The 23,072-nt window shown below is 68.4% G+C and carries 17 protein-coding genes; 10 read left to right on the forward strand and 7 right to left on the reverse strand.

The genetic code is table 11. The annotated features are described in order from the left end of the window. Positions 1–41: 41 nt before the first annotated feature. The gene (locus ABT001_RS13780; protein WP_351276329.1) at positions 42–752 is read right to left on the reverse strand and encodes a hypothetical protein; all 711 of its coding nucleotides are present in this window, start codon (positions 750–752) and stop codon (positions 42–44) included. Continuing rightward, positions 749–2,089: a type VII secretion protein EccE gene (gene eccE / locus ABT001_RS13785; protein ID WP_351276331.1), complete on the reverse strand. Its 1,341-nt coding sequence runs from the start codon at positions 2,087–2,089 to the stop codon at positions 749–751. The genes ABT001_RS13780 and eccE overlap by 4 nt, the downstream gene beginning before the upstream one ends. A 183-nt stretch (positions 2,090–2,272) precedes the next feature. Here eccE and eccB point away from each other — a divergent pair, with 183 nt between their 5' ends. From eccB to ABT001_RS13815, 6 genes are all read left to right on the forward strand, one after another. After that, entirely contained in the window at positions 2,273–3,805 is a 1,533-nt protein-coding gene (eccB, locus tag ABT001_RS13790; RefSeq protein ID WP_351276333.1) for a type VII secretion protein EccB, read from the forward strand. Positions 3,806–3,816: 11 nt separating this feature from the next. Then, the gene (mycP, locus tag ABT001_RS13795) at positions 3,817–5,067 is read left to right on the forward strand and encodes a type VII secretion-associated serine protease mycosin (protein ID WP_351276335.1); all 1,251 of its coding nucleotides are present in this window, start codon (positions 3,817–3,819) and stop codon (positions 5,065–5,067) included. Positions 5,068–5,233: 166 nt separating this feature from the next. After that, the gene (locus ABT001_RS13800) at positions 5,234–5,686 is read left to right on the forward strand and encodes a DUF2563 family protein (RefSeq protein ID WP_502967465.1); all 453 of its coding nucleotides are present in this window, start codon (positions 5,234–5,236) and stop codon (positions 5,684–5,686) included. 1,749 nt (positions 5,687–7,435) lie between these two features. Next, positions 7,436–8,689, forward strand: coding sequence for a S8 family serine peptidase (locus ABT001_RS13805; protein ID WP_502967466.1), 1,254 nt, complete (start codon positions 7,436–7,438; stop codon positions 8,687–8,689). Positions 8,690–8,765: 76 nt separating this feature from the next. Beyond that, entirely contained in the window at positions 8,766–9,140 is a 375-nt protein-coding gene (locus tag ABT001_RS13810; RefSeq protein ID WP_351276341.1) for a WXG100 family type VII secretion target, read from the forward strand. 63 nt (positions 9,141–9,203) lie between these two features. Continuing rightward, positions 9,204–9,503, forward strand: coding sequence for a WXG100 family type VII secretion target (locus ABT001_RS13815; RefSeq protein WP_351276343.1), 300 nt, complete (start codon positions 9,204–9,206; stop codon positions 9,501–9,503). 131 nt (positions 9,504–9,634) lie between these two features. Here the strand turns inward: ABT001_RS13815 and ABT001_RS13820 are convergent, their stop codons facing one another. From ABT001_RS13820 to eccCa, 5 genes are all read right to left on the reverse strand, one after another. Beyond that, entirely contained in the window at positions 9,635–10,705 is a 1,071-nt protein-coding gene (locus ABT001_RS13820) for a (+)-(1(10)E,4E,6S,7R)-germacradien-6-ol synthase (RefSeq protein ID WP_351276345.1), read from the reverse strand. Between the two features lie 386 nt (positions 10,706–11,091). Next, entirely contained in the window at positions 11,092–11,679 is a 588-nt protein-coding gene (locus ABT001_RS13825; RefSeq protein ID WP_351276347.1) for a hypothetical protein, read from the reverse strand. An 88-nt stretch (positions 11,680–11,767) separates the two neighbouring features. Next, a complete protein-coding gene (locus tag ABT001_RS13830) occupies positions 11,768–12,391 on the reverse strand; it encodes a hypothetical protein (protein WP_351276349.1) in 624 nt (207 codons plus the stop codon). After that, complete coding sequence (locus tag ABT001_RS13835; RefSeq protein ID WP_351276351.1) at positions 12,309–12,866, reverse strand: hypothetical protein; 558 nt, start codon at positions 12,864–12,866, stop codon at positions 12,309–12,311. The genes ABT001_RS13830 and ABT001_RS13835 overlap by 83 nt, the downstream gene beginning before the upstream one ends. A 145-nt stretch (positions 12,867–13,011) precedes the next feature. Continuing rightward, positions 13,012–16,974, reverse strand: a complete 3,963-nt coding sequence (gene eccCa / locus ABT001_RS13840; RefSeq protein WP_351276353.1) for a type VII secretion protein EccCa — start codon at positions 16,972–16,974, stop codon at positions 13,012–13,014. A gap of 246 nt (positions 16,975–17,220) precedes the next feature. On the opposite strand from eccCa, the gene eccD reads away from it, so the two are divergent. The 4 genes from eccD (at position 17,221) to ABT001_RS13860 (ending at position 23,066) form a co-directional block, all read left to right on the forward strand. Beyond that, complete coding sequence (gene eccD, locus ABT001_RS13845) at positions 17,221–18,723, forward strand: type VII secretion integral membrane protein EccD (RefSeq protein WP_351276355.1); 1,503 nt, start codon at positions 17,221–17,223, stop codon at positions 18,721–18,723. A 176-nt stretch (positions 18,724–18,899) separates the two neighbouring features. Next, the gene (rpsO, locus tag ABT001_RS13850) at positions 18,900–19,190 is read left to right on the forward strand and encodes a 30S ribosomal protein S15 (protein WP_003965855.1); all 291 of its coding nucleotides are present in this window, start codon (positions 18,900–18,902) and stop codon (positions 19,188–19,190) included. A 271-nt stretch (positions 19,191–19,461) separates the two neighbouring features. Further along, on the forward strand, positions 19,462–21,678 hold the full coding sequence (locus tag ABT001_RS13855) for a polyribonucleotide nucleotidyltransferase (RefSeq protein ID WP_351276387.1): 2,217 nt from the start codon (positions 19,462–19,464) through the stop codon (positions 21,676–21,678). Further along, positions 21,675–23,066 (forward strand): M16 family metallopeptidase, encoded by a 1,392-nt coding sequence (locus ABT001_RS13860; protein WP_351276357.1) that lies wholly within the window; start codon positions 21,675–21,677, stop codon positions 23,064–23,066. The genes ABT001_RS13855 and ABT001_RS13860 overlap by 4 nt, the downstream gene beginning before the upstream one ends. Positions 23,067–23,072: the final 6 nt, after the last annotated feature.

Raw genomic sequence — 23,072 nt, forward strand, 5'->3', positions numbered from 1 at the left:
TCCTGAAAAGCGGCGGATCCGGAGGGCGAACGAGAGAGGATTCAGTCCATCCTGCGAGCGGTGCCCAGCAATCCCGTCTCGACATCCGTCGCACCGGTCATCACCCAGTGGCGCTCACGGCCCGCCACCCAGAGGGTGACACCGTCCGCCAGCGTGGGCAGGGCGTCACTCTCGGCGCGGGCGAGTCCCAGGATCCGGCCGATCTGCTCCGCCTCGGCCGGCGACACCCGCTGAATGCCCACGAGCGTCGCCGCCCGCATCAACCGGGGTGCCACCGGGCTCAGATAGGGCAGCAGAGTCAGCACCGACTGCCACGGCGAGGACACCACCCGGCCGCGAGGCGGACGCATGCCGCAGTCGCGCACCACCACCACCGGGCTGCCCACGGTCGCCCCGGTCGGCGGGACCCGGCCCACGTCATGGAGCGAGATGCACTCCAGGCCGGCACCCGCCGCCTGAGCCAGCGTGGTCCACGCCTGGGTGCGTCCCGTCTCGACCGCCACCCGCGCCCCGGTACCGGCCGCACGCAGCGCCAGCACCTGCGCGGTCCACAGACCGCCGATCAGCAGGACGTCGTACGGCGTCGGCCGGTGGAACCCGATCATCTGCGGGCGTCCTTCGGCGTCGTCGCCGATGATCACGCCGTCGTCCCCCACCGGCAGGGACAGTGCGCCGAGGTGGTCGGCGGCCAGGGTGTGGCCTGCGTGGCGAGGGCCCAGCAGGCCCCGCCTCGGAGCGAGGTGCTTCGTCACTGCGCGCCTCCCAGCGGGAGCGTGGCCAGGACACCAGGCAGCTGTTCGCGGTCCAGCCGCACGAGGCCGACCTCCGCGTGCCGTGCGGCCTGCTCCAACGTCCGTCGTACGCCGACCAGTTCGGTGTCCGAGCCGCCGGTGATCCGCACATGGCCGCGCACCGACACATGCCCCTGGTGCGCGCCGCGTCGCACCGTCAGGCTGAACGTCGTCGCGTACGCGGGCACCGAGGTCAGCAGCGCGACGAGCCGCGGCAGCGGCGTCGCCCCCCGGCCCAGTTCGGGCCAGCGGTCCACCGCGTAGGTGGTGTGCCAGCGGTCGTCGCAGCGCCAGACCCGCGTCGTCTCCGCCGTCCGTCGCTGCGGCGCCGCATCGGGGCGTCCGGCGCGCGCAGACAGGATGGGGTTGGCGCACGCGGACGTCGCCACGGCGGAGTTCAGCTCGTCCTGGTCCAGGACCGAGGCACGGAACCCCGCGCCGGTGACCCGGCTCGCCACATGGTCCGCGACCCGCACCAGACAGCGCTGGGCGCCTCCCATCCCGCCGCCGCGGGCTTCCACGGCCTCCCGGCACAGCTCGGGATCCAGCTTCACCGCGACCCAGGTCATCCGCAGGGCGGGCGCCCCGGTCCGGTCCTGGAGAGGGGCGTACGAGAGCCGGGCCACCGACCGCTCCGGCAGATGCGGTGCGGGAGCGGGCCGCACCTGCTGCACGAGCTGTGCGGACTCCAGCACGATGTCGTCCACCGCGAGCGCGTCGCCCAGGAGGGACAGCGGAAGCGCCCGCGCGCCCATGGCCTGGCGGAGCGACTCACCACTGGCCTCGACCCGTACGACCGCCGTCAGGAACGTGCCGTCCCCGACCATGCCCACGGTGCGGCGTGCGCCGTCCACATAGATATAGGGAGCGAATCCCGGCACGTTCTCCGCCACCGGAGCCAACTGCGGCTCCGTATCGGCGGTGGGTGCCGTCGCCGTACGCCTGCGGTGGCGGAGGGACGACACGGTCGACAGCCAGTCCTGCACGGCCCGGCCACGGCGGCGTACCACCGCGAGGAGGATCAGGAGACAGGCGATCACACCGGCGGGGATCAGCCACGCACCGCCGAGCGCCGCCCCCACCACGGCGACCGCCAGGGCCGCTTCGACGAGCACCATCTGCCGGAGCGCGGGTCCGACGCGGCCGGTCCTGGAGATCGAATGGAGCGTGGTCGCGGCGGGAGCGTCCGCCGGCCGGTGGGGAGCCGTGCCGTCAGGCCCGTTGCTGCGTTGCCGCCGGGAAGAGCCGGACGTTCGGTGGGTGGACCGCCTGGTGCGCTCCCCCGTCGCTGCAGCCATCGCCGCGTTGCCCCCTCGTGTCCGTATTCACCGTTTTTTGCACGGGCGTTGATCGGGCGATCACCCTACCTGAGCGGTGAGAGCCAAGTGCCAACAGGCATAGTAGGGGTCCCGGTCGGGGGCAGCGGCCCGCGGAGGGTGTGGGAACCTGGTCGCCCACTGGGGAGAAGGGGCAGCGCGCACATGGCATCACGGCGGGACGAACTCAATGCCTACACCTTCGCGAAGCGGAGGTTGGTCGCACAGTTCCTGCAGCCCCACCCGTCCGGCTCGGAGGAGGGCGCCCCGCGCCCGCTCCGGGCGGTGGTGCCGGGAGCGATCGTCGGCGTGGTCGTCCTCGCGGTGTTCGGGGCGTGGGGGATGTTCAAGCCGGTTGCGCCCCAGGAATGGGACACCCCCTATGAGAACGTCATCATCGCCAGCAAATCCACCACCCGCTATGTGGTGTTGAAGACCGACGGCAAGACGCAGCTCCACCCGGTGCTCAACATGTCCAGCGCCAAGCTCCTCCTCGCCCCGGACAAGGGGAAGGTCGTCAACGTCGACGAATCGGTCCTCGACAGCGGCAAGATCCCGCACGGGGCGACCCTCGGCATCCCGTACGCCCCGGACCGCCTGCCCGGCACGTCCGACGCCGGCTCCTCGAAGCGCTGGGCGGTCTGCGAGCGGCCCGGAGAGGGCGGACGGGCCATCCAGAAGGCAGCCTTCGTCTTCGCCGAGCGCGAGCAGAAGAAGACCGAGGGCACGGGCAAGCTGCGCGGCGGCGAGCTGATGTACGTCGAGGGCCCGGGGCCGGACCGCACCCGCTACATCGTCGACGCCGCGGGCAAGGCGTACCCGGTGGAGAACGACGAACTGCTGCTGCGCACCCTGGTCGACCAGGACCGCACCCCGCAGCGGGTCTCCGGCGACTGGCTCGCCACCCTGCACACCGGCGACAAGGTGACCTTCCCGGCCATCGAGGGACCTCCCGGGACCGACGCGGGCGTTCCGGGGAAGCTGCAGCCCGAGGACAACAGGGTGGGCATGATCCTGGCGGCGACCTCCGGTACCAGGACCCAGCAGTACGTGGTCCTCCAGGGCAGGGTCGCCCCGGTCTCCGACTTCGTCGCCAAACTCCTGCTCAGCAGCCGCGCCCTGGTCAGCCTCGACCAGGACGGCAAGGCCAAGCCCGTCAGCGCCGGCGCCTTCGAGCCAGGTGAGGCGTTCGGGCAGGAGCGGGACTGGCCCAAGAGCGAGCCGACACCCGTCAACTCCGCGAGCACGGCGAGCGGGAGCCGCAACACCGTGTGCAACGTCTTGCGCGGCGTGTCCGAGGACGACGGAGCCGCCACGCTCAGCACCTGGGCGGGCACGGCCTTCCCCGCCACGCTCCCCACCGGCTCCAGCAGCGCTTACGTCACCCCCGGATCCGGCCAGCTCTTCCGGCAGTTCAAGGGGTCCAGCCCCGAATCCGGTCCTCTCTTCCTGGTGACCGACACCGGCCTGCGGTACGCCATGCAGTCCAACGGCGACGGCGTGCAGGACGACTCGGGCATCGGCGAGTCCGGCACGGAGAAGGAGAGGGAGCAGAGCCGGCAGGAGGCCCAGCAGGCGCAGAACCGGCTCGGTTACAAGGACGTCGATCCCGCGCCGGTCCCCGCCGCGTGGTCCGCCTTCCTGCCGACGGGGCCTCGCCTCTCGACGGGTGCCGCACGTCAGCCGCAGGGTTCGTGAGGAGCGACCACGTGACCACGCACCCCACTCCGATCCGCTGCCGACGGCTGCTCACGGCCGCTGCCGCCACCGGTGTCCTCCTCGTCACGCTGCCGGCGCTGCCGGCGGCGGCGGACGACGCCACCCAGTGCACCTTCCCGTCGAAGAAGTACGCGGGCCGCCCTTGGGCGCTGCAACGCGTGCTGATGGACGAACTGTGGGAGCAGTCCACGGGCAAGGGCGTGCGGGTGGCCGTCATCGACACCGGCGTCGACGTCAAGAACCCCCAGCTGACGAAGGCCGTGGACGCCGGGAGCGGCCGCAACTTCCTGCCGAAGGACCTCAAGGACGACGACGGCAGGGAGATCGAGCGCGGCAAGGAGAACGGCACCACCGACGTGGTCGGCCACGGCACCAAGGTCGCAGGCATCATCGCCGCGCGCGAGGTGGAGGGCACCGGATTCACCGGCCTGGCCCCCGACGCGACGATCATCCCGATCCAGCAGAACGACGCCGAGGGCCACGGGACCGCGGAGAAACTGGCAGAGGCCATCCGTTACGCCGCCGGCGAGGGGGACGCGGACGTCATCAACATCTCCCAGGACACGGCCAACGCGGTGAAGCCCACGCCCCTCCTGGAACAGGCGGTGAACGAGGCCCTGGCCAAGGAGATCGTCGTGGTCGCCTCGGCCGGCAACGACGGACTGGGCGGAAAGGTCAAGAAGACCTACCCGGCCTCGTACGCCGGTGTGCTGGCCGTCGCCTCGTCGGACCGTAACAACGAACGGGCGGCCTTCTCCCAGTCCGGCGACTTCGTGGGCGTCGCGGCCCCCGGCGTGGACATGATCTCCACGGTCCCGGGCGGAGGCCACTGCTCGGACAACGGCACCAGCTTCTCGGCCCCGTACGTCGCCGGGGTCGCGGCCCTCATCAAAGCCAAGCACGAGGACTGGACGCAGGAGCAGATCGTCGCCCAGATCGAACAGACGGCGGAACGCTCGACCGCGGGCCATGACCACCTGGTCGGCTGGGGAGTCGTGGACCCCGTGCGCGCCTTGACCGAGGACGACAAGCCCATCGAGAAGCCGGTGGCACACGAAGGCGTGAGTAAGGGCGAGGCACCGGTCCCCGCCGCACTCCACCTGGGCGAGACCGCCGACGAGCGCAACGCCCGCCTCGCGACCTACGTCGTGGTCGGCGGCGGGGTGCTGGTCGCCGCCATCGCGGGCACGGCCGTCGCGCTGCGCGACCGGCGGCGTCGTGGGCGGCCGAGCGGTACGTGAGGTGCGGGCCGGGCGTCGACGTCCGGGAAGTCACGTGATGGACAAGACAGTTGGCCCTGTCAGTGCCATTGGCTACAGTGATGTGATGGGTTCAGTGCTGTTCCTGCGAGTGCGATAGCAACGCGAAACGGACTGAGCAAACGGGGAAACGGGGAAGGGCAGCAGCGTGACTGAAGGCGAAGGGGATCTCCGGCGCGGAGTAGGCGCCTTGGAGAAGTTCCAGAAAAGCGTGAACACGTTGCTGGCGAACCTCGAGAGCTCACCGGCCGGCAAATCGAAGATCGCGGCACAGGAAGTGTCGCGCAGCGCCTTCAGCGGCCAGAACACATCCTTCGCAGAAGCGGATGGCCTTTACACCCAGTACAACCGGGTCCATGAATCGCTCGTCACACTGTCCAAGTCCCTGGGTGACCAGATCGAGTATCTGAGCCTCGGTGTGCACGCGGCGGCGGTCGGCTTCGACAACGTCGACGACGACACCAGGCGGCGGTTCCACGAGATCCGGATGGACTTGGAGGAAGAGCGGAAGCGGGCGCAGGGCGAGAAGAAGGACCAGCCTGAGCAGCCTCGCTCCGACAGCAGGACCGGCTCTGCCTACGACGACTTGGGTGACAGCTGATGAGTGACGAGAAGCAGCCGGAACTGACGCCTGCGCAACAGCAGAAGCAGGACGAGGGACGCGTTCAGGGGCAGTTGGTCGTCACGGACGTCGGCCGTGTGATGGAGAACGTGATGGAGGCCTTCGGGGGCTCCGGCCTCTCGGGGCGGACCTCCTTCGAAGGCCATGAGCTCAACGCCATGATCGATCTGATCGAGCAGTCCAAGCCGGAGCAGCTCGAGGAAGCGGGCAAGGCACTCTGGGAGGCCAGGGACGCGATCAGGAAAGCGGCGGAGGAGCTGGGGACCTTCATCAAGGGCGTCGACTGGCGTGGCGAGTCCGGCACCTCCTTCCGCGACTGGGGCAACGGCCTGGTCGCCCATGCCAACAGGCTGGGCGACTTCGCGGATGTGGCAGGTACGCAGATCACGGTCGCGGGCACGGGGCTCGCTTCCGTACGCAGTTCTCTCCCCCCGCGTGACAGCCGCCTGGTCCGTAAGACCCCCGACGAGGTCGAGACCCCAAAGCGGGTCGAGGGCAACGCGGAGTACGAGGCGGCGGTGAAGGTCGAGAAGGACCGCCAGGAGGCCATCAACCAGGCCAACCGGCTGGCGTCGTACTACGCGGTCTCGGAGGAGACCCTGGCGGCGCAGGAGCCGCCTCGGTTCGAGAAGAAGCTCGATGTGGCGATGCCTCGGCCGCAGAGTTACGACGGTGGCACATCTCCTGGGTCAGGGAACTCGCCGGAAGGCTCCGCATCGTCAGGCAGCGGAAGCTCTGGAAGCGTGGTGGGTCCTACAGCGACCGGCAACCAGGGTCCCGCAGCGAACGGCAGTGGGTACGAGGCCCCCGTGGCGGTGGCGCCTGTCTTGGATAAGGGCACATCAACAGAGATCAACAGCGTCGCCACCCTGCCGTCCGCGGCGGCTACCCCGGTTACGCCATCTCCAGTACCGACCACGAGTCCTGCGGCACCTGTGGGAGGCCCGACTCCTCCCATGGCGAACGGCTTTGTGAGCCCCGTGGCAAATAGCTCCCGGGCGTCCCAAACGGCAACGGGCGCACCCAGAGCTGTTGGCCAGGCAAGAGCGAGTGGCCCCTCGGGGGGCGGTCCCTCAGCGAACGGCCGTACCGGAGCTCCGGTGGGGCGCCCGGCGCCTATGAACGGTGGCTCGGCCTCCGGAACCACCGGACGTTCTGGTGGCGGTGGCGGGCCACAAACCCCCACGGCTGGCCGTTCCGGTGTCACTGGAGGTAGGCCAACAGCAGTAGGCCAGGCAGGTGCGTCCGGAGCGACCAGCCCGCGTACGGGCCAAGGCGGCATTGTCGGTGGGACCCCGCAGCGCACGGTTCCAGGCGCAGGGACGTCCGGAGGCCCCCGTGGTGTGGCTCGCGGCAACGTCATCGGAGCTGGAGGAACGGGACGGGCCGGCGGCGCTGGTGCCTTCGGCCAGCGGGGTGTAGTCGGAGCCGGCGGCGCGAGCACCACGTCTCGTTCCGGTGGACGAGGCACTCCCAGTACCAGCGGAGTTGTGGGCACACCCCGTGGTGGCGCCGTGCGGCTCGGCCCCGGCGCGAAGGGCTTCACCGCTGGAGGCGCAGGTCTTGTACGCGGCCCTGCGGGTCGGAAGGACTCCGGAGACGAGGACCAGGACGACGGCACGCCCCGCCCGGACTACCTGACGGAAGACAGAGAGACGTGGGAGGCCGGCCGGCGGGGTACCGCACCGCCGGTGATCGAGTAGGTACACGGAAGGTTCGGAAGTCAGAATGACAGCAGTAATGAGCCAGACCCGAATGCGTCGTGTGCCTCTGGGAATGGGTGGACGCCTGCTCGGCACGGTGGCCGCTGTGCTGAGCATGGGACTTGTTGGGGCTACTCCCTCTGCGTTTGCCGCAGATGTGCAGTCGAAACAGTGGTACCTCGGACCCATGCATGCCGAAGAAATGTGGAAGACGACCACTGGAGAAGGCATCAAAGTCGCTGTCATCGACTCCGGGGTCAACCCTTCGACGCCTTCCTTGGAGGGGCAGGTACTCAAAGGGGCTGATGCCTCAGGGACCGACGGTGACGAGCACGACGACAACGGTGGGCATGGCACCACGATGGCCGAGTTGATCGCCGGGACGGGCAAAGGAGGAGGTCTGCAAGGCCTTGCTCCGGGAGCGAAGATCATCCCGTTCCGAATCACCGACACGGCTCTCCAGAACGAAAAGTCGGTGAACGCGTACGACACGCGAGACGCCATTCGCTCTGCCGCGGATAGTGATGCGCAGATCATCAGCATGTCGTTCGGTAGCGATTTTTCGACCCCCGAAGAGCGCGAAGCAGTGGAGTATGCGCAAGACAAAGGGAAGCTGTTGTTCGCGGCGGCTGGGAACAATGCGAAGCAGGGAAATAAAGACCAGTTCCCTGCTTCGTACCCGCAGGTCGTCGGCGTCGCTGCAACTGACAGTAGTGGTGGAGCCTCCGCCTACTCCCAGCATGGAGGCAGCGTAGATATCGCAGCACCCGGCGATGGCATTCCAATGTGGTGCGACGAGAAGTTTCAGGATTACTGCCCCTCTGAGGGCGGGACCAGCCAGGCCACAGCCATCACATCGGCCGCCGCTGCCCTGATCTGGTCCGCCCACCCGGAGTGGACGGCGAACCAGGTCCTCAACGTCCTCTTCGACACTGCTGGGCGAGGTGACTGGGAGAAGGGCACGCTCAGCAACTATCTCGGTCACGGCATCATTCGCCCGGCTGTCAACATCCTCAAGGGCACGGGCACCCCTGGCGCCCCGGACATCAGCCCCCTCACCAAGGAGAAGACGTCCGGCTCCGCAGCCTCGCCCGCCGCATCGGCATCAGCTTCGTCACAGCCTGCGGAGAAGGAGAAGGCTGAGGACGCAGCCATGGCAGGCTCCAGCACGGAGAAGAGTGACGGCAGTCAACTCGGCCTGATCATCGGCGGAGTGGCCGTAGTGCTCGCACTCGGCGTCGGCGGCTTCCTGCTGGCTCGCAGGCGCCGTAGCGCCTGACTGACCGTAGTTCCTCATACGCACTCCCGGCTCTCATGCCGGACCGAAGAAGAGCACCAGAAGGGAAGCCAGCACCATGGCAGATCAGAAGCTTTCAGATGATGCACTCATCAAGATCGAGAATGAGCTCGGCAGGCGATTCGACTCCGTGAAGGCTCAGATCAAGACCCTGCAGGGGACGATCGACAGCCTGGAAGGCGCTTGGAAGGGTATTGGCGCCACCGCCTTCAACACCAAGCAGGATGAAGTCAACCGGAGGATGGGCAACATCGCCGTCCGGTTGGCCAACTTCCAGGAAGCGATCAAGGCGGCGCGCGTGATCTCGGGTAACACCGAAGACGAGATCAAGGCGGCCCTCCAGGGTGTCGACGTCGTCGAAGGTCACTCGGCCGGCGCTGAGGCCAAGACCGCTGCCATCACCCCTCCGCCCTCGGCGCTCAACTCTCTCTGAGCCTTCCGGCATCCGTACCGCGTACGGACCATCACATCGAACTAGATTGAACTGGAGGACCGTATGCCGACCAACGACGGCACGATGGTTGTCACTTACTCGAGCCTGGAGCAGGCCGCCGGTGACATCGACCGGCAGAGCAGGCAGCTTCAGGAGGACCTTGCGGCGATCAAGCGCGTGGTCGCCAGCGCGTCCGAGCTCTGGGTGGGCGAGGCCAAGACGGCGTACGACCAGTCGCGGGCCGGTTGGGACCGTGACGCCGAGGCGATCGAGAAGGCCCTGACCGAGATCTCCCGCAAGGTACGCGACGCCGGCGCGGCCTACCAGGGCGGCGACAAGCGGGCGCGGGCCAACTTCGAGTAAAGCGCTCTGCGGAGCGGAGCAGGCAGGTCAGGGTGGGCACGCACGGGAGGTGCCCACCCTGACCTGTGTCGTGTCATCCCTGGCTCGAGCGCCTCGCACTCGGCCGGCCGTACGTCTGAGACACGACGCCGTCAGCCCTTCAGCAGATTCCACCACCAAGCGATGCTGGCGATCGGCAAAGGATTGTCCGCTTCCCGTTCCTGGAAGGGCGAGGCGGCGCTGCCCGCGGGAAGGTCGGCGGGGTTCTCCGGATTGACGTAGCGGTGGGTGGTCAGGGACCAGTCGTAGTCGGCGCGGATCCAGGAGTCGCAGTCCGTGATCCATCGGCGGAGTTCAGGCCCGGCGTCGCGCAGTATCTGGTCGCGGAGTCGGAGATAGAGAGCCATGGCGCGGGTGTGCATCACCGCGGTCTCGCGCACCGCTTCGTCGAGTGAACAGTTTCGTTCGTGCGCGATGAGGTCGACGATGTTTCCGTATCCCTCTTGGCTGCGCTGGCGTTCTTTGTGGTACGAGACCAGGTCGTTGGACCAGCCGATGATCGAGGCGAAGACCTCGACGAACCCCCGGATGTCGTGGCGCTCGTAGTCGGCCGCAGGGAGGTCGTATCCGTGGATGATCTCGCTGAGGGTGGAGAAGATCTTGACTCCGGAGGAGTCGAGTCTGACCGCCAGGTGGTCGGAGAGGCTGGGAATCCTCCCTTCGGCGCTGTTGGCGGCCATCCAGATCTGGCCCTGCAGGTACGCACGGAAGCTGGAGGCCCAGCGGGCGGTCTGCACGGGTGAGGTCAGGTCGTCGAGCCGCAGGCGTAACTCGCGTAAGGCGACGCTGTAGTTGTCGTCGGTGGGTGCCGCCCAGGGGACGTCCACCACGCGTTGGAGTTTGGTGGTGATGAGCACAGTGGCGTCCGGGGATGCCGCGACCGGCCCTTCGTCGCAGAACTCGTCGTCGAAGGCGAAGAGCCACATCAGGAAGTCCGAGGTCCACTGCAACGCCGCGACGCGCCCTGAGGGGGCGCCGCGGCTGGTGATCTCACCCACGGAGATGCGTGTCAGTCGTTCGCGCTGTGCCCGGTCGGAGTAGAGGCCGAATCGATCGAGCCAAGCGGCCGAGCGGTCGTCGATCTCACGCCAGCTGGGATGGATCCCCGAGGGGAGAGGAACCCAGAGCTGAGGGATCTTCGGCGCTGAAGCTGGGGTGGTCATGTACCGCCCTTTCACATGTACTGTGCGATGCCTCTGTGACGGAAGTTAGCAAGGCGTACGGCGGCCGGGTACGACAGATTCCGGCCTCGTTGGCTTGCGGACGACTGTCCCGGCCGGTATCGGATCCGGCGTCGGGCTACGTCTCAGGGGCCTGTGAGGGGCATGGCAAAGGTAGTTCGTGCACCGTTTGCGGCGGATCGACCCTGGCGACCGCCTGGCCAAAAAGTGCCTCTTGCCATTTCGACATTCACCGATTCGAGGATGGAATGTGTGGTTCCGCCCGCGCTGTCCTCCACGGCCGGGTACACGGCGGCGGTGCTGCGCTCCGGGCCCGGCCGGTGCGATCAGTGCGATCGGTTCGGGATCGCCGTTGGTGGCCGGTGACCTCAGCACGCGCCTTCGCGGCTCGTCACCGAGAAGTCATGACTCGGGACAGTCACGGAGCCGGGGCCGCCTGCCACGCCAGGGGGCTCGTAGTCCCCGTCCTTCGACCGCGTGCGTACGACGTGTACGCAGAAGGCGCCGTCCGCGCCCGCGGCCTGGACCGTGTAGTCGGCGTCGGAGGGCTTGTTGCCGGCCGCGGCGCCGGCGTCCACACCGCTCTGCGGGGCACCGCCGCCGCCGTTCTCGATGACCTCTTCCTCGATCATCTTCGCGATGTCCTGATCGAAGCCGCTGTCATCACCGAAGGTGTCGCCGAAGCGTGAAGTGCCGTGCAGCTCCGACGTGGCCTGGCTGACTACACTGGACAGTTCGTCATCGCTCCACTCCGCATCTGCGGAGACTGCCAGCAGTCGGAACCCCGAAAAGACGCAGACCGCTGCCGTCCCGAAGAGAACGACGCGCGCGAGAACAAAGACGGAATCAGAAATTTCAGGCGCCGAAGGATTGGAAAACGTGCGCCACCCCCGGACCCGTTCCGCCTTGACGCAGCCCATGGCAACGAGTCCGACAGCCAAGATCAAGGCGATCACGATCAGTGTGGACAGGGTCCGTCTCCTTCTGCATGTAGGGGCTTTGGGTGGCGAGCCTGTTGCCGCAGGGCACCCACATCTTGCGCCCTCAGATCTTGAAAGGAAGGGTGCAGCCAGCGTCTTCGTGTGCGAATTTGGCGGTACTGGTGGCCAGTTCGATCAGCTCTTGGCGATACCTGCCCGCGGTTCCCTCCGGCTCTGCCGAACCCCGCAGCAAGACAATGGTGGTCAGGCCTTGATGGCCGTGACTTAAGCAAGGGGTGACTATAGCGGCCTTGTTCTTTGACACGACTCCCCACGTGTCTGCGTCGGTGTTGAATCGGTCGAAGTTCTTGGGGGCGACTGTTTCTACCATCTTGCTTGCCGGTCCATTGCTCCAGGACTCGAAGATGCTGTTGCCCAGCATGGTGACCTCGGTTCTGGTGGCCAGGAACTCTGAGTCGCCCGTCTTGCCGGAACACGCGGAAAAGAAGAAGTCTACCGACCCTTGATTTCGTTGTTCGATGAACGTGTAACTTGGTTCTGGTGGCGCCATTTTTCTGATCACTGGGACGACTTTGCTTGATGGTCCGAGATTTGCGCAGACGTCCCCGGCCTCGATGGTCCCGACTCCTTCGAACGGAGGTATCTCAAGCAGGTAGGCGGCGCCCGCTGCCAAAGCTGTACCTGCAGCTAGACTTGCTGCGTAAATGCAAGCCTTGCTTTTCGTCATTATTTTTTCTTCTCCTCGAGCTTTGCCGGATTTCCCTCGCCGTCAATATATGAATGCGTGTTGGAGCCGGCACTGGTAACCCCTTCTCTGCGGCGGATGCCACAGAGGCGACAATGTTCGACGATGGGTTTCCGGACCGCTCTCCAGCGGTCTTGGCTGCGACCTCGACAAGCTCGTAAGTCTGCACGTCCCACCGGTCCGCCACGTGCTGGAGGGCGCCGCCGAGTGCGAACCCCTGGGTGGTGAGGCCGCCTGCCGCCGTTTCGCTGGTGGGGACGGCTACGCGTGCCTCTTTCCACAGGCGCCCGTTCAGCTTCGAAGCCTCGTCGCGGACGCCCGACAAGTTGGTGTCGTTGACCGTGAGGTCACCCTTCTTGCCGCCACCGCCTCCTGGGCCGGCCTTGTTGAGCTGCATCTGCGCGCCGCTCTTGGCGGCCGCGTCGGTCTTCAGTTGCTCCCACTCAGCCCATGCCACGGGTGGATCCTCCCGTGTGTGCCGACGATGCCGGACTTTCGGAATCTCTGCTGCCCGTAGGGGGAGAGACGTAGTGACGGGGCGGCGCGTGCCACCGTGCACCGGTGAAACCGCGCCGCCCCGTCGCTGCCGTGACGTCCTGCCGCTACCCGTCCATGAGCCCCGACTGGACCAGCGGATTCCCGCGGCGTCGGGTGACGAACACCCCGCGCCCCGGGGGCATCGGGCGCGGTCGTACGTTGCCGAGGATGTCTCCCTCGATGGGGTCGCCGGAGAGCATCAGGCCCTGCGCCCCCAGTTCCAGCATGCGCTGCATGAAGGGCTCGTACAGCGCGCGGCCCGCCCCCGCCGTGCTGCGGGCGATGATGAACCGCACGCCGACGTCGCGGGCGAACGGCAGCATCTCCGTGAGCCTGGCCAGCGGGTTCCCGCTGGACGTGGAGACCAGGTCGTAGTCGTCGACGACCACGTAGACCATGGGGCCGCTCCACCAGCTGCGGTCACGCAGCTCCTGCGCCGTGACATCCGGCGAGGGAGTACGGCGCTTCATCAGGTCGTACAGCGCGTCCGCGTGGTGCTCCATGTTGTTGGACATCGGCACGTACTCCGCAAGGTGCGTCGCCGGGGTGACGTCCAGGAGCGCCCGTCGGTTGTCGATGACGAAGAACTTGGCGGCGTTCCCGTCGTACCGCTCGGTCAGCTGCTTGATGAGCAGGCGCAGCAGATTGGACTTGCCGGACTCGCTCTCGCCGAACACCAGGAAGAACGGGTCCCGCTCGAAGTCGAGGAAGACCGGCTCCAGGTTGTTCTCGTCGATTCCGAACGCGATGCCCCGCTCAGGCTGCGCGTAACCCGCGGGCAGCTCGTGGACCGGGAGTTCGCGGGGGAGGAGGCGGACCGCGGGGGCGGGCGCCGCCGTCCAGTGCCGGGCGACCTCCTGGTTCATGGCCGCCGTGGCCTCGGAGAGGTCGCTGTCGGAGTTGATGCCGTCGATCCGCGGTACCGCGGCCATGAAGTGCAGCTTCTCCGGCGTCAGGCCACGCCCGGGTACACCGGGGGGTACGTTGACCGCGGCCTTGCGGTCCAGTTCGGAGTCCATGACGTCACCGAGGCGCAGTTCGAGCCGGTTCATCAGGTGGTCCTTGAGGTTGGCCCGGACCTCCATGGAACGCGACGCCGTGACGATCAGGTGGATGCCGTAGCCGAGACCCCGCTGAGCGATGTCCATGGCCGCCGATTCCAGGGCCTCGTAATCCGTCCGGAAGTTGCCCCAGCCGTCGATGATCAGGAAGACGTCACCCCACGGCTGGTCCGTCACCGAGATCTCGCCGCGCGCCCGCAGCCTGCGGAAGGTGGCGATGGAGTCGATGCCCGCGCTGCGGAAGTACTCCTCGCGGCGCGCCATGATCCCGTACACCTCGGCGACCGTACGACGCACCCGCTCGGGGTCGAGGCGGGACGCGATGCCGCCGACGTGGGGGAGGCCGGAGACCGAGGACAGGCCGCCACCACCGAAGTCGAGCCCGTAGAGCTGGACCTCCTGGGGCGTGTGCGTGAGGGCGAAGCCCGCGATGAGCGTCCGCAGCAGCGTGGACTTGCCCGACTGCGGGCCGCCGGTGATCTGCATGTGGCCGGCGGCGCCGGAGAAGTCCCGGTAGAGCGTGTCGCGACGCTGCTCGTACGGCTTGTCGACCACACCCAGCGGTACGACGAGTCGTCCCGAGCCCTCGAACCCGGGCTGGGTCAGTCCGCGTCCCTCGACCGCGGAGAGCCCCGGCAGCAGCTCGTCCAGCGACGGCGGGTTGTCCAGCGGCGGCAGCCACACCTGGTGCGCGGAGGCCCCCCGGCCCTCCAGTCGGCGCACGATCACGTCGAGCACCGTGTCGGCCAGGGCGTCGTCCTCGGACGTGCGCGCTTCCGGTACGCCCGTCTGCGCCGCGGGCTGTACGTAACGCACCGGCACCGGAGCCGCGGTGAACACCACGGGCCTCCGGTCCACCGGCAGCGGACCGGAGGACGCGGCCGGCCGGGCACCCGAGCGGTACACCCCGGAGACGTACGCCGCCTTGAAGCGCACCATCTCGTCCGTGCCGTACTTCAGATAGCCCGAGCCGGGCACGTTGGGCAGGTGGTAGGCGTCGGGGACGCCCAGCGCCGCGCGGGACTCGCCCGCGGAGAACGTACGCAGACCGATCCGGTACGACAGATAGGTCTCCAGGCCGCGCAGCCGCCCCTCTTCGAGGCGCTGCGAGGCCAGCAGAAGATGGACGCCCAGCGAACGGCCGATACGCCCGATCTGCACGAACATCTCGATGAAGTCAGGCTTGGCGGTCAGCAGCTCGCTGAACTCGTCGATGACCAGGACGAGCGAGGGGATGGGCTGCAGCGGGGCGCCCGCCGCCCGCGCCTTCTCGTAGTCGTGGATGTTGGCGTAGTTGCCCGCGTCGCGCAGCATCTCCTGGCGGCGGTTGAGCTCACCGCTGATGGAGTCGCCCATGCGGTCGACCAGCGTCAGGTCGTCCGCGAGGTTGGTGATGACCGCCGCCACATGGGGCATCTGCGCCATACCGGCGAAGGTGGCACCACCCTTGAAGTCGGCCAGGACGAAGTTCAGCGTCTCCGAGGTGTGGGTGACGGCGAGGCCCAGCACGAGCGTGCGGAGCAGTTCGGACTTACCGGAACCGGTGGCCCCGACACACAGGCCGTGCGGCCCCATTCCCTCCTGCGCCGCCTCCTTGAGGTCCAGCATCACCGGGGAGCCGTCCTCGCCCACGCCGATCGGGACCCGGAGCCGCTCCGCCTGCGAGCGGGCCCGCCAGGTCCGGGCGACGTCGACCGAGGCCGCGTCACCGAGATTCAGCAGATCGGTGAACTCCAGATTGGCGAGCAGCGGTTCGTCGTCGTCCCCGCCCGAGGCCACGTGGAGCGGCGCCAGCTGGCGCGCCAGTGCCTCCGCTGCCTCATGGCTCAGCAGGTCGGGGAGACCGTCGTACACCAGGCCGTGGCCCGACTCCAGCTGCAGCGAATGAGGGTCGACCACGATGGAGAGGCCGCCGCGCGCTCCGTTCACCTGGCCGGTGACGATCTCGACGACCGACACGCCCTGGAGGCCCTCTGCCGACGCGAGCACCGACGTCGCCGGGACGGACTCGCCGTCGAGCACGACGACGACGTGCGGCTGGTCGAGGATCGGCTGACCACCCGGCTGGAAGCGGGGCCGGCCTTCGAGGCGGCCGGCGAGCATCTCCTCCAGCTCGGCGACGCTCGTGCTGATCAGACGGCGGCTTCCGGCGCCGTCGGTCGAACCCGGTACCTGGACGTGCGGGAGCCACTTCGTCCACTCCCAGCGAGGAGCGGCGTCCGGGCCGGTCGCGACCGCGATGACCAGGTCCTCGGGGGAGTGCAGCGAGGCGAGTGCCCCGACCATCGCGCGGGCCGTGGCACGCGCGGACTCCGCCTCGCCGCTGATCGTCAGGTGGTAGAAGGCGCGGAGCGAGACCGCCATCGGCAGCCCGTCCAGCGTGCTGTGCGTCGTCAGGAACTGCTGCATCGCCCCGGCGGTCAGCGGCTCCAGCTCGTCGACCGGAGCCGTGTCGGGTGCGACGAGCGGCGTGGCGAGCTCCTGGCTGCCCAGACCGATGCGTACGTGCGCGAAGTCGGCGTCCCCCACGCGGCGCTCCCACACCCGGCTGCCCTCGGCCACGAGGGCCCACAGCTGCTCCGGGGACGGGTGCAGATAGAACTGCGCGTCACGTTGCTGCCGAGCGGTCCGCAGCACGGCGCGCCGGGTCTGGGTCAGGTACTTCAGATAGTCGCGCCGCATGTCCGCGAGCTGGCCCTGGGTGCCGCGACGGAAGCGGATGATCATCGCGATCGCCATCGCGACCGTCGACGCAATCATGATCATGCCCATGATCCGCATGATCGGGTTCGGCGTCATGAAGAAGAAGACGACGGAGCCACCCATGCCGAGCATCGGCAGCAACTGCATCATCACCCCCTCCTGCTGCCCTCGGGGCAACTCGGGCGGAGGTTGCAACTGCACCTGCTCGCCCGGAACTTCGGAGGGGAGGGCCCGCGGTGGGCGCTTCACGACGATCTGGCTCACAGCTCACCAATTCCCTTGCCGGACGGAACTGTTCCTATCGGCGCCCCCGTGGCGACGGGTTCCGTACGCGGGAGGATCCTACTGGCGTACCCGGTGACCCGAGGGCGGTAGGGTGTCGCGACGCGTGTACGCATCCGCTAACTACCGCAAAAAAATGGGTCATTCGGGACGCAGTCGGAGCCCGCGACGCAGGGGTGCGTATATCAGGAGGTCCAGGAGAACCATGAGGGGGAGCAGCACGTGACTATGACGGCCCAAACGGCGGCTACCGGATCCGGACGGCCGGGTCCCGGAGTTCCGGCCGGCAACGGAACCGGATTCTGCCGGGTCACGGTCGTCGCGCCCGACAGCCGCGTCGACGTGGCGCTGCCCGAGGACGTTCCCGTCGCCGACCTCTACCCGGAGATCCTCCGGCTGTCGGGACAGAGCCCCGCCCAGGGCGCCCCGGTCGGCTACCACCTGGTGCGCCGTGACGGCAGCGTCCTCGACAGCGGCCGTACGCTGGCCGGCCTGCGCATCCTCGACGGCGAGCTGCTGTCGCTGCGCCCCTTCTCGGAGTCGCTGCCCCCCGCCGTCTTCGACGACGTCTCCGACGCCGTCGCCACGGCCGTCGCGAGGGACCGGACCCTCTGGGGCGACCGCCTCATGCGCTCGGCCGGGCTCTTCGGCGGCTCCGTCCTGCTCGCCCTGCTCGGCTTCGTGCTGTGGACCTCGGACGTCCGGCACGACATGCACGGCCTGCCGGGCATCCTCGCCGGCGTCACCGCCCTGCTCCTCCTCGCGCTGGCCTGCGTACGCGCGCGTGTCTACGCGGACCGCGGTTCGTCCATCGCGCTGGGGATCGGCGCACTCACCAACGCCGCCGTCGCCGGAGCGGGGCTCCTGCCGCTCGGCGCCGGCCAGGGGATCGGCAGGCTGCAGTTCCTGCTCGCCTGCGCCGCCGTCCTGGTGGCGTCGGTGATCCTCATGATCGCCGCACCCGAAGGCGACGGGACGTTCGTCGCGTTCGTGTTCGCCTCCGTCATCGGTGTGCTGGTGACCTTCGTGGCGATCCTCACCGGCATGGAGCCGGCCGAGACCGCGGCCGTGTGCGCGCCCCTGTCGGTGGGGCTCCTCGCCTTCCTGCCGGGGCTCTCCACCCGCTTCGCCCGTCTCCCGATCGGCTTCGAGCCGCCCCGCACCACCGTCGGTGACTACGGGACGTCCGAGCCGGCGCCGCAGGGCCCGGTCGACGCCGAGCGCATCACCGCCCAGGCGCGGCGCGGCCACGAGCTGCTCCTCGGCCTCGTCGGCGGATGCGCGCTGGTCGCCGTGGGATCCGCCGCGGTGCTCGGCTTCTCGGACAACGTCTGGGGCCAGCTGCTGGCGCTCGCCACCGGGGTCGCGATGCTGATGCGCGCCCACCTGTTCCGTTACACGGCCCAGGTCGGCTGCGCCCTGGGTGCGGGCCTCGCCGCGCTCGTGCTCCTCGGCCTCGGGCTGTCGCTCAACCCGCCGATCGGCCTCATCAAGGAGGCGCTCGGCGGAGACACCACGGGCCTCGACATCCGTACGATCTGGCTGACCGCAGCGGTCGCCGGGGTCGCCGCGCTGATCACCGCCATCGGGCTGATCGTGCCGCGCAAGGGAGTCACCCCCTTCTGGGGACGCTTCCTGGAGATCGCCGAGGCCTGCGTGCTCCTGACGCTGCTGCCGCTGTGCCTCGCCGTCTTCGACGTCTACCACTCGATCCGGGCACTCACCAGCTGACGCCCGTCGGGGACGCTCCGAACGGCTGGTACTCTGACCAGTGGCCGTTTGTGTACGCGTCCCCGGAACATCCTGGGGGCTGCGCTCATCGGACCTTCGCCTCCGAGTCATGGAAGCTCTCCTGAGATCAAGACCAGGGGCACTCGTGGGCGCATCGAACACCAAGAGGAGTACGCGTGCCGCTCGACGCCGCTACGAAGAAGCAGATCATGTCCGAGTTCGCCCAGAAGGAGGGTGACACCGGATCCCCCGAGGTCCAGGTCGCCATGCTCTCCCGCCGGATCTCGGACCTGACGGAGCACCTCAAGACGCACAAGCACGACCACCACTCCCGTCGTGGTCTGCTGATCCTGGTCGGCCAGCGTCGCCGCCTCCTTCAGTACCTGGCCAAGAAGGACATCCAGCGCTTCCGTGCGCTCGTCGACCGCCTCGGCATCCGCCGCGGTGCGGCCGGCGGCGCCAAGTAAGGACGCTGTGAAAGGGAGCGGCACCCCGATTCCAGGGGGCCGCTCCCTTTGCTGTACGTGCGTGACCGGGGTCAGGCTCAGTAACCTGGACGCACAACACCAGAACGAGGAGAGGCGCCCCACGGCCGCCGCCGGTCCTCGGTAGTGGCCCCCGGGACAACGCCCGGGAGCTTCGATCGAAGACCGGCCCGCACACACAGTGCGCTTCTCCGCACCGTCCTCCGCCACACGGGCGGCAGGACGAAAGACGACGAGTATGGAGAAATCACTAGTGGAGAACGAGACCCACTACGCCGAAGCCGTGATCGACAACGGTACTTTCGGCACCCGCACCATCCGCTTCGAGACGGGCCGCCTGGCCAAGCAGGCCGCCGGCTCCGCCGTCGCGTACCTGGACGACGACACCATGGTGCTGTCGGCCACCACCGCTTCCAAGCGGCCCAAGGACCAGCTCGACTTCTTCCCCCTCACGGTGGACGTCGAGGAGCGGCAGTACGCGGCCGGCAAGATCCCCGGCTCCTTCTTCCGCCGTGAGGGCCGGCCCTCCGAGGACGCGATCCTCACCTGCCGCCTGATCGACCGCCCGCTGCGCCCCTCCTTCAAGAAGGGCCTGCGCAACGAGATCCAGATCGTCGAGACGATCATGGCGCTCAACCCCGACCACCTGTACGACGTGGTCGCGATCAACGCCGCGTCCGCTTCCACGATCCTGGCGGGCCTGCCCTTCTCCGGCCCCATCGGCGCCACCCGCGTCGCCCTGATCAAGGGCCAGTGGGTCGCCTTCCCGACGCACACCGAGCTCGAGGACGCCGTCTTCGACATGGTCGTCGCCGGTCGCGTCCTCGACGACGGTGACGTCGCGATCATGATGGTCGAGGCCGAGGCCACCGAGAAGACCATCCAGCTCGTCAAGGACGGCGCCGAGGCCCCGACCGAAGAGGTCGTCGCCGCCGGTCTCGAGGCCGCGAAGCCCTTCATCAAGGCGCTCTGCAAGGCCCAGTCCGACCTCGCCGCCAAGGCCGCCAAGCCCACCGGCGAGTTCCCGGTCTTCCTCGACTACCAGGACGACGTCCTGGAGGCGCTCACCAAGGCCGTCAGCACCGAGCTCGCCAAGGCGCTCACCATCGCCGGCAAGCAGGAGCGCGAGGCGGAGCTGGACCGCATCAAGGAGATCGCCGGCGAGAAGCTGCTCCCGGCCTTCGAGGGCCGCGAGAAGGAGATCTCGGGTGCCTACCGCGCGCTGACCAAGAAGCTGGTCCGCGAGCGCGTCATCAAGGACAAGGTCCGCATCGACGGCCGTGGCGTCACGGATATCCGTACGCTCGCCGCCGAGGTCGAGGCCATCCCGCGCGTGCACGGTTCGGCGCTGTTCGAGCGTGGCGAGACCCAGATCCTGGGCGTCACCACCCTCAACATGCTCCGCATGGAGCAGCAGCTGGACACCCTCTCCCCGGTGACCCGCAAGCGCTACATGCACAACTACAACTTCCCGCCGTACTCCGTCGGTGAGACCGGCCGCGTGGGCTCGCCCAAGCGCCGTGAGATCGGCCACGGCGCGCTCGCCGAGCGCGCCATCGTGCCGGTGCTGCCGTCGCGCGAGGAGTTCCCCTACGCGATCCGCCAGGTCTCCGAGGCGCTGGGCTCCAACGGCTCGACGTCCATGGGCTCGGTCTGCGCCTCCACCATGTCCCTGCTGAACGCCGGTGTGCCCCTCAAGGCCGCCGTCGCCGGTATCGCCATGGGCCTGATCTCGCAGGAGATCGACGGCAAGACCCACTACGTCGCCCTCACCGACATCCTCGGTGCGGAGGACGCCTTCGGCGACATGGACTTCAAGGTCGCCGGTACGAAGCAGTTCGTGACCGCGCTCCAGCTCGACACCAAGCTCGACGGCATCCCCGCCTCGGTCCTGGCCGCCGCGCTGAAGCAGGCCCGTGACGCGCGTCTGCACATCCTGGACGTCATGAACGAGGCCATCGACGTCCCGGACGAGATGTCCCCGAACGCCCCGCGGATCATCACCGTCAAGATCCCCGTGGACAAGATCGGTGAGGTCATCGGCCCCAAGGGCAAGATGATCAACCAGATCCAGGAGGACACCGGCGCCGACATCACGATCGAGGACGACGGCACCATCTACATCGGTGCCCAGCAGGGTTCGCAGGCCGAGGCCGCCCGCGCCACGATCAACGCCATCGCCAACCCGACCATGCCGGAGGTCGGCGAGCGTTACCTGGGTACGGTCGTCAAGACCACCACCTTCGGTGCGTTCGTCTCCCTGATGCCCGGCAAGGACGGTCTGCTGCACATCTCGCAGATCCGCAAGCTCGCCGGTGGCAAGCGCGTGGAGAACGTCGAGGACGTGCTCGGCGTCGGCGCCAAGGTGCAGGTCGAGATCGCGGAGATCGACTCCCGCGGCAAGCTCTCCCTGATCCCCGTGATCGAGGGCGAAGAGGCCGACGAGAAGAAGGACGACACCGACAAGTGACGTCCCGTAGTTCCGTGACGACGGCCCGCCCCTCCTCGGAGGGGCGGGCCGTCGCCCGTACCCAAACGCTTCTCAAGGGCAACAACGGCATCGGTACGGTCCGCCGCACCGTCCTCCCGGGCGGTCTCCGGGTCGTCACCGAGTCGCTGCCCTCCGTACGCTCCGCCACCTTCGGGATCTGGGCCAACGTCGGATCACGCGACGAGACGCCCACCCTGAACGGCGCGACGCACTACCTCGAACACCTCCTCTTCAAGGGCACGGCCAAGCGCAGTGCCCTCGACATCTCGTCCGCGATCGACGCGGTCGGCGGCGAGATGAACGCCTTCACGGCGAAGGAGTACACCTGCTACTACGCGCGGGTCCTGGACACCGACCTGCCGCTGGCCATCGATGTCGTCTGCGACATGCTGACCGGCTCCCTGATCGCCCCGGAGGACGTCGACGCCGAGCGCGGCGTCATCCTCGAGGAGATCGCGATGACGGAGGACGACCCGGGCGACTGCGTGCACGACCTGTTCGCGCACACCATGCTCGGCGACACCCCGCTGGGTCGCCCCGTCCTCGGTACCGTCGACACGATCAACGCGCTCGACCGAGGCCAGATCGCCCGCTTCTACAAGAAGCACTACGACCCCACGCATCTGGTCGTCGCCGCCGCCGGCAACGTCGACCACGCCACGGTCGTACGACAGGTCCGCAAGGCGTTCGAGCGGGCAGGGGCCCTGAGCCGCACCGACGCCGTGCCCACGGCACCGCGTCAGGGGTCCCGTGCCCTGCGCGCCGCGGGCCGCTTCGAACTGCTGAACCGGAAGACCGAGCAGGCCCACGTCGTCCTCGGCATGCCCGGCCTGGCCAGGACGGACGAGCGCCGCTGGGCCCTCGGCGTGCTGAACACGGCGCTCGGCGGAGGCATGAGCTCCCGCCTCTTCCAGGAGGTGCGGGAGAAGCGCGGCCTCGCCTACAGCGTGTACTCGTACACCTCGGGCTTCGCCGACTGCGGGCTCTTCGGCGTGTACGCGGGCTGCCGGCCCAGCCAGGTGCACGACGTCCTGAAGATCTGCCGCGACGAGCTGGACCGCGTGGCGAGCGACGGACTCGGAGACGAGGAGATCGGCCGCGCAGTCGGCCAGCTCGCCGGTTCCACCGTCCTCGGCCTCGAGGACACGGGCGCGCTCATGAACCGCATCGGGAAGAGTGAGCTCTGCTGGGGCGAACAGATGTCCGTCGATGACATGCTGGCCAAGATCGCTGCGGTCACCCCGGACGAGGTCCGGGCGGTGGCGGCCGACGTCCTCGGACAGCGGCCCTCGCTCTCGGTCATCGGCCCGCTGAAGGGCAAGCAGGCGGACCGCCTCCAGGAAGCGGTCTCTCTCACCACTCCGTAAGGAAAG

It is taken from the genome of Streptomyces sp. NPDC002793 (genome assembly GCF_040295485.1).
In the GTDB taxonomy this organism is placed as follows: Bacteria; Actinomycetota; Actinomycetes; order Streptomycetales; family Streptomycetaceae; genus Streptomyces.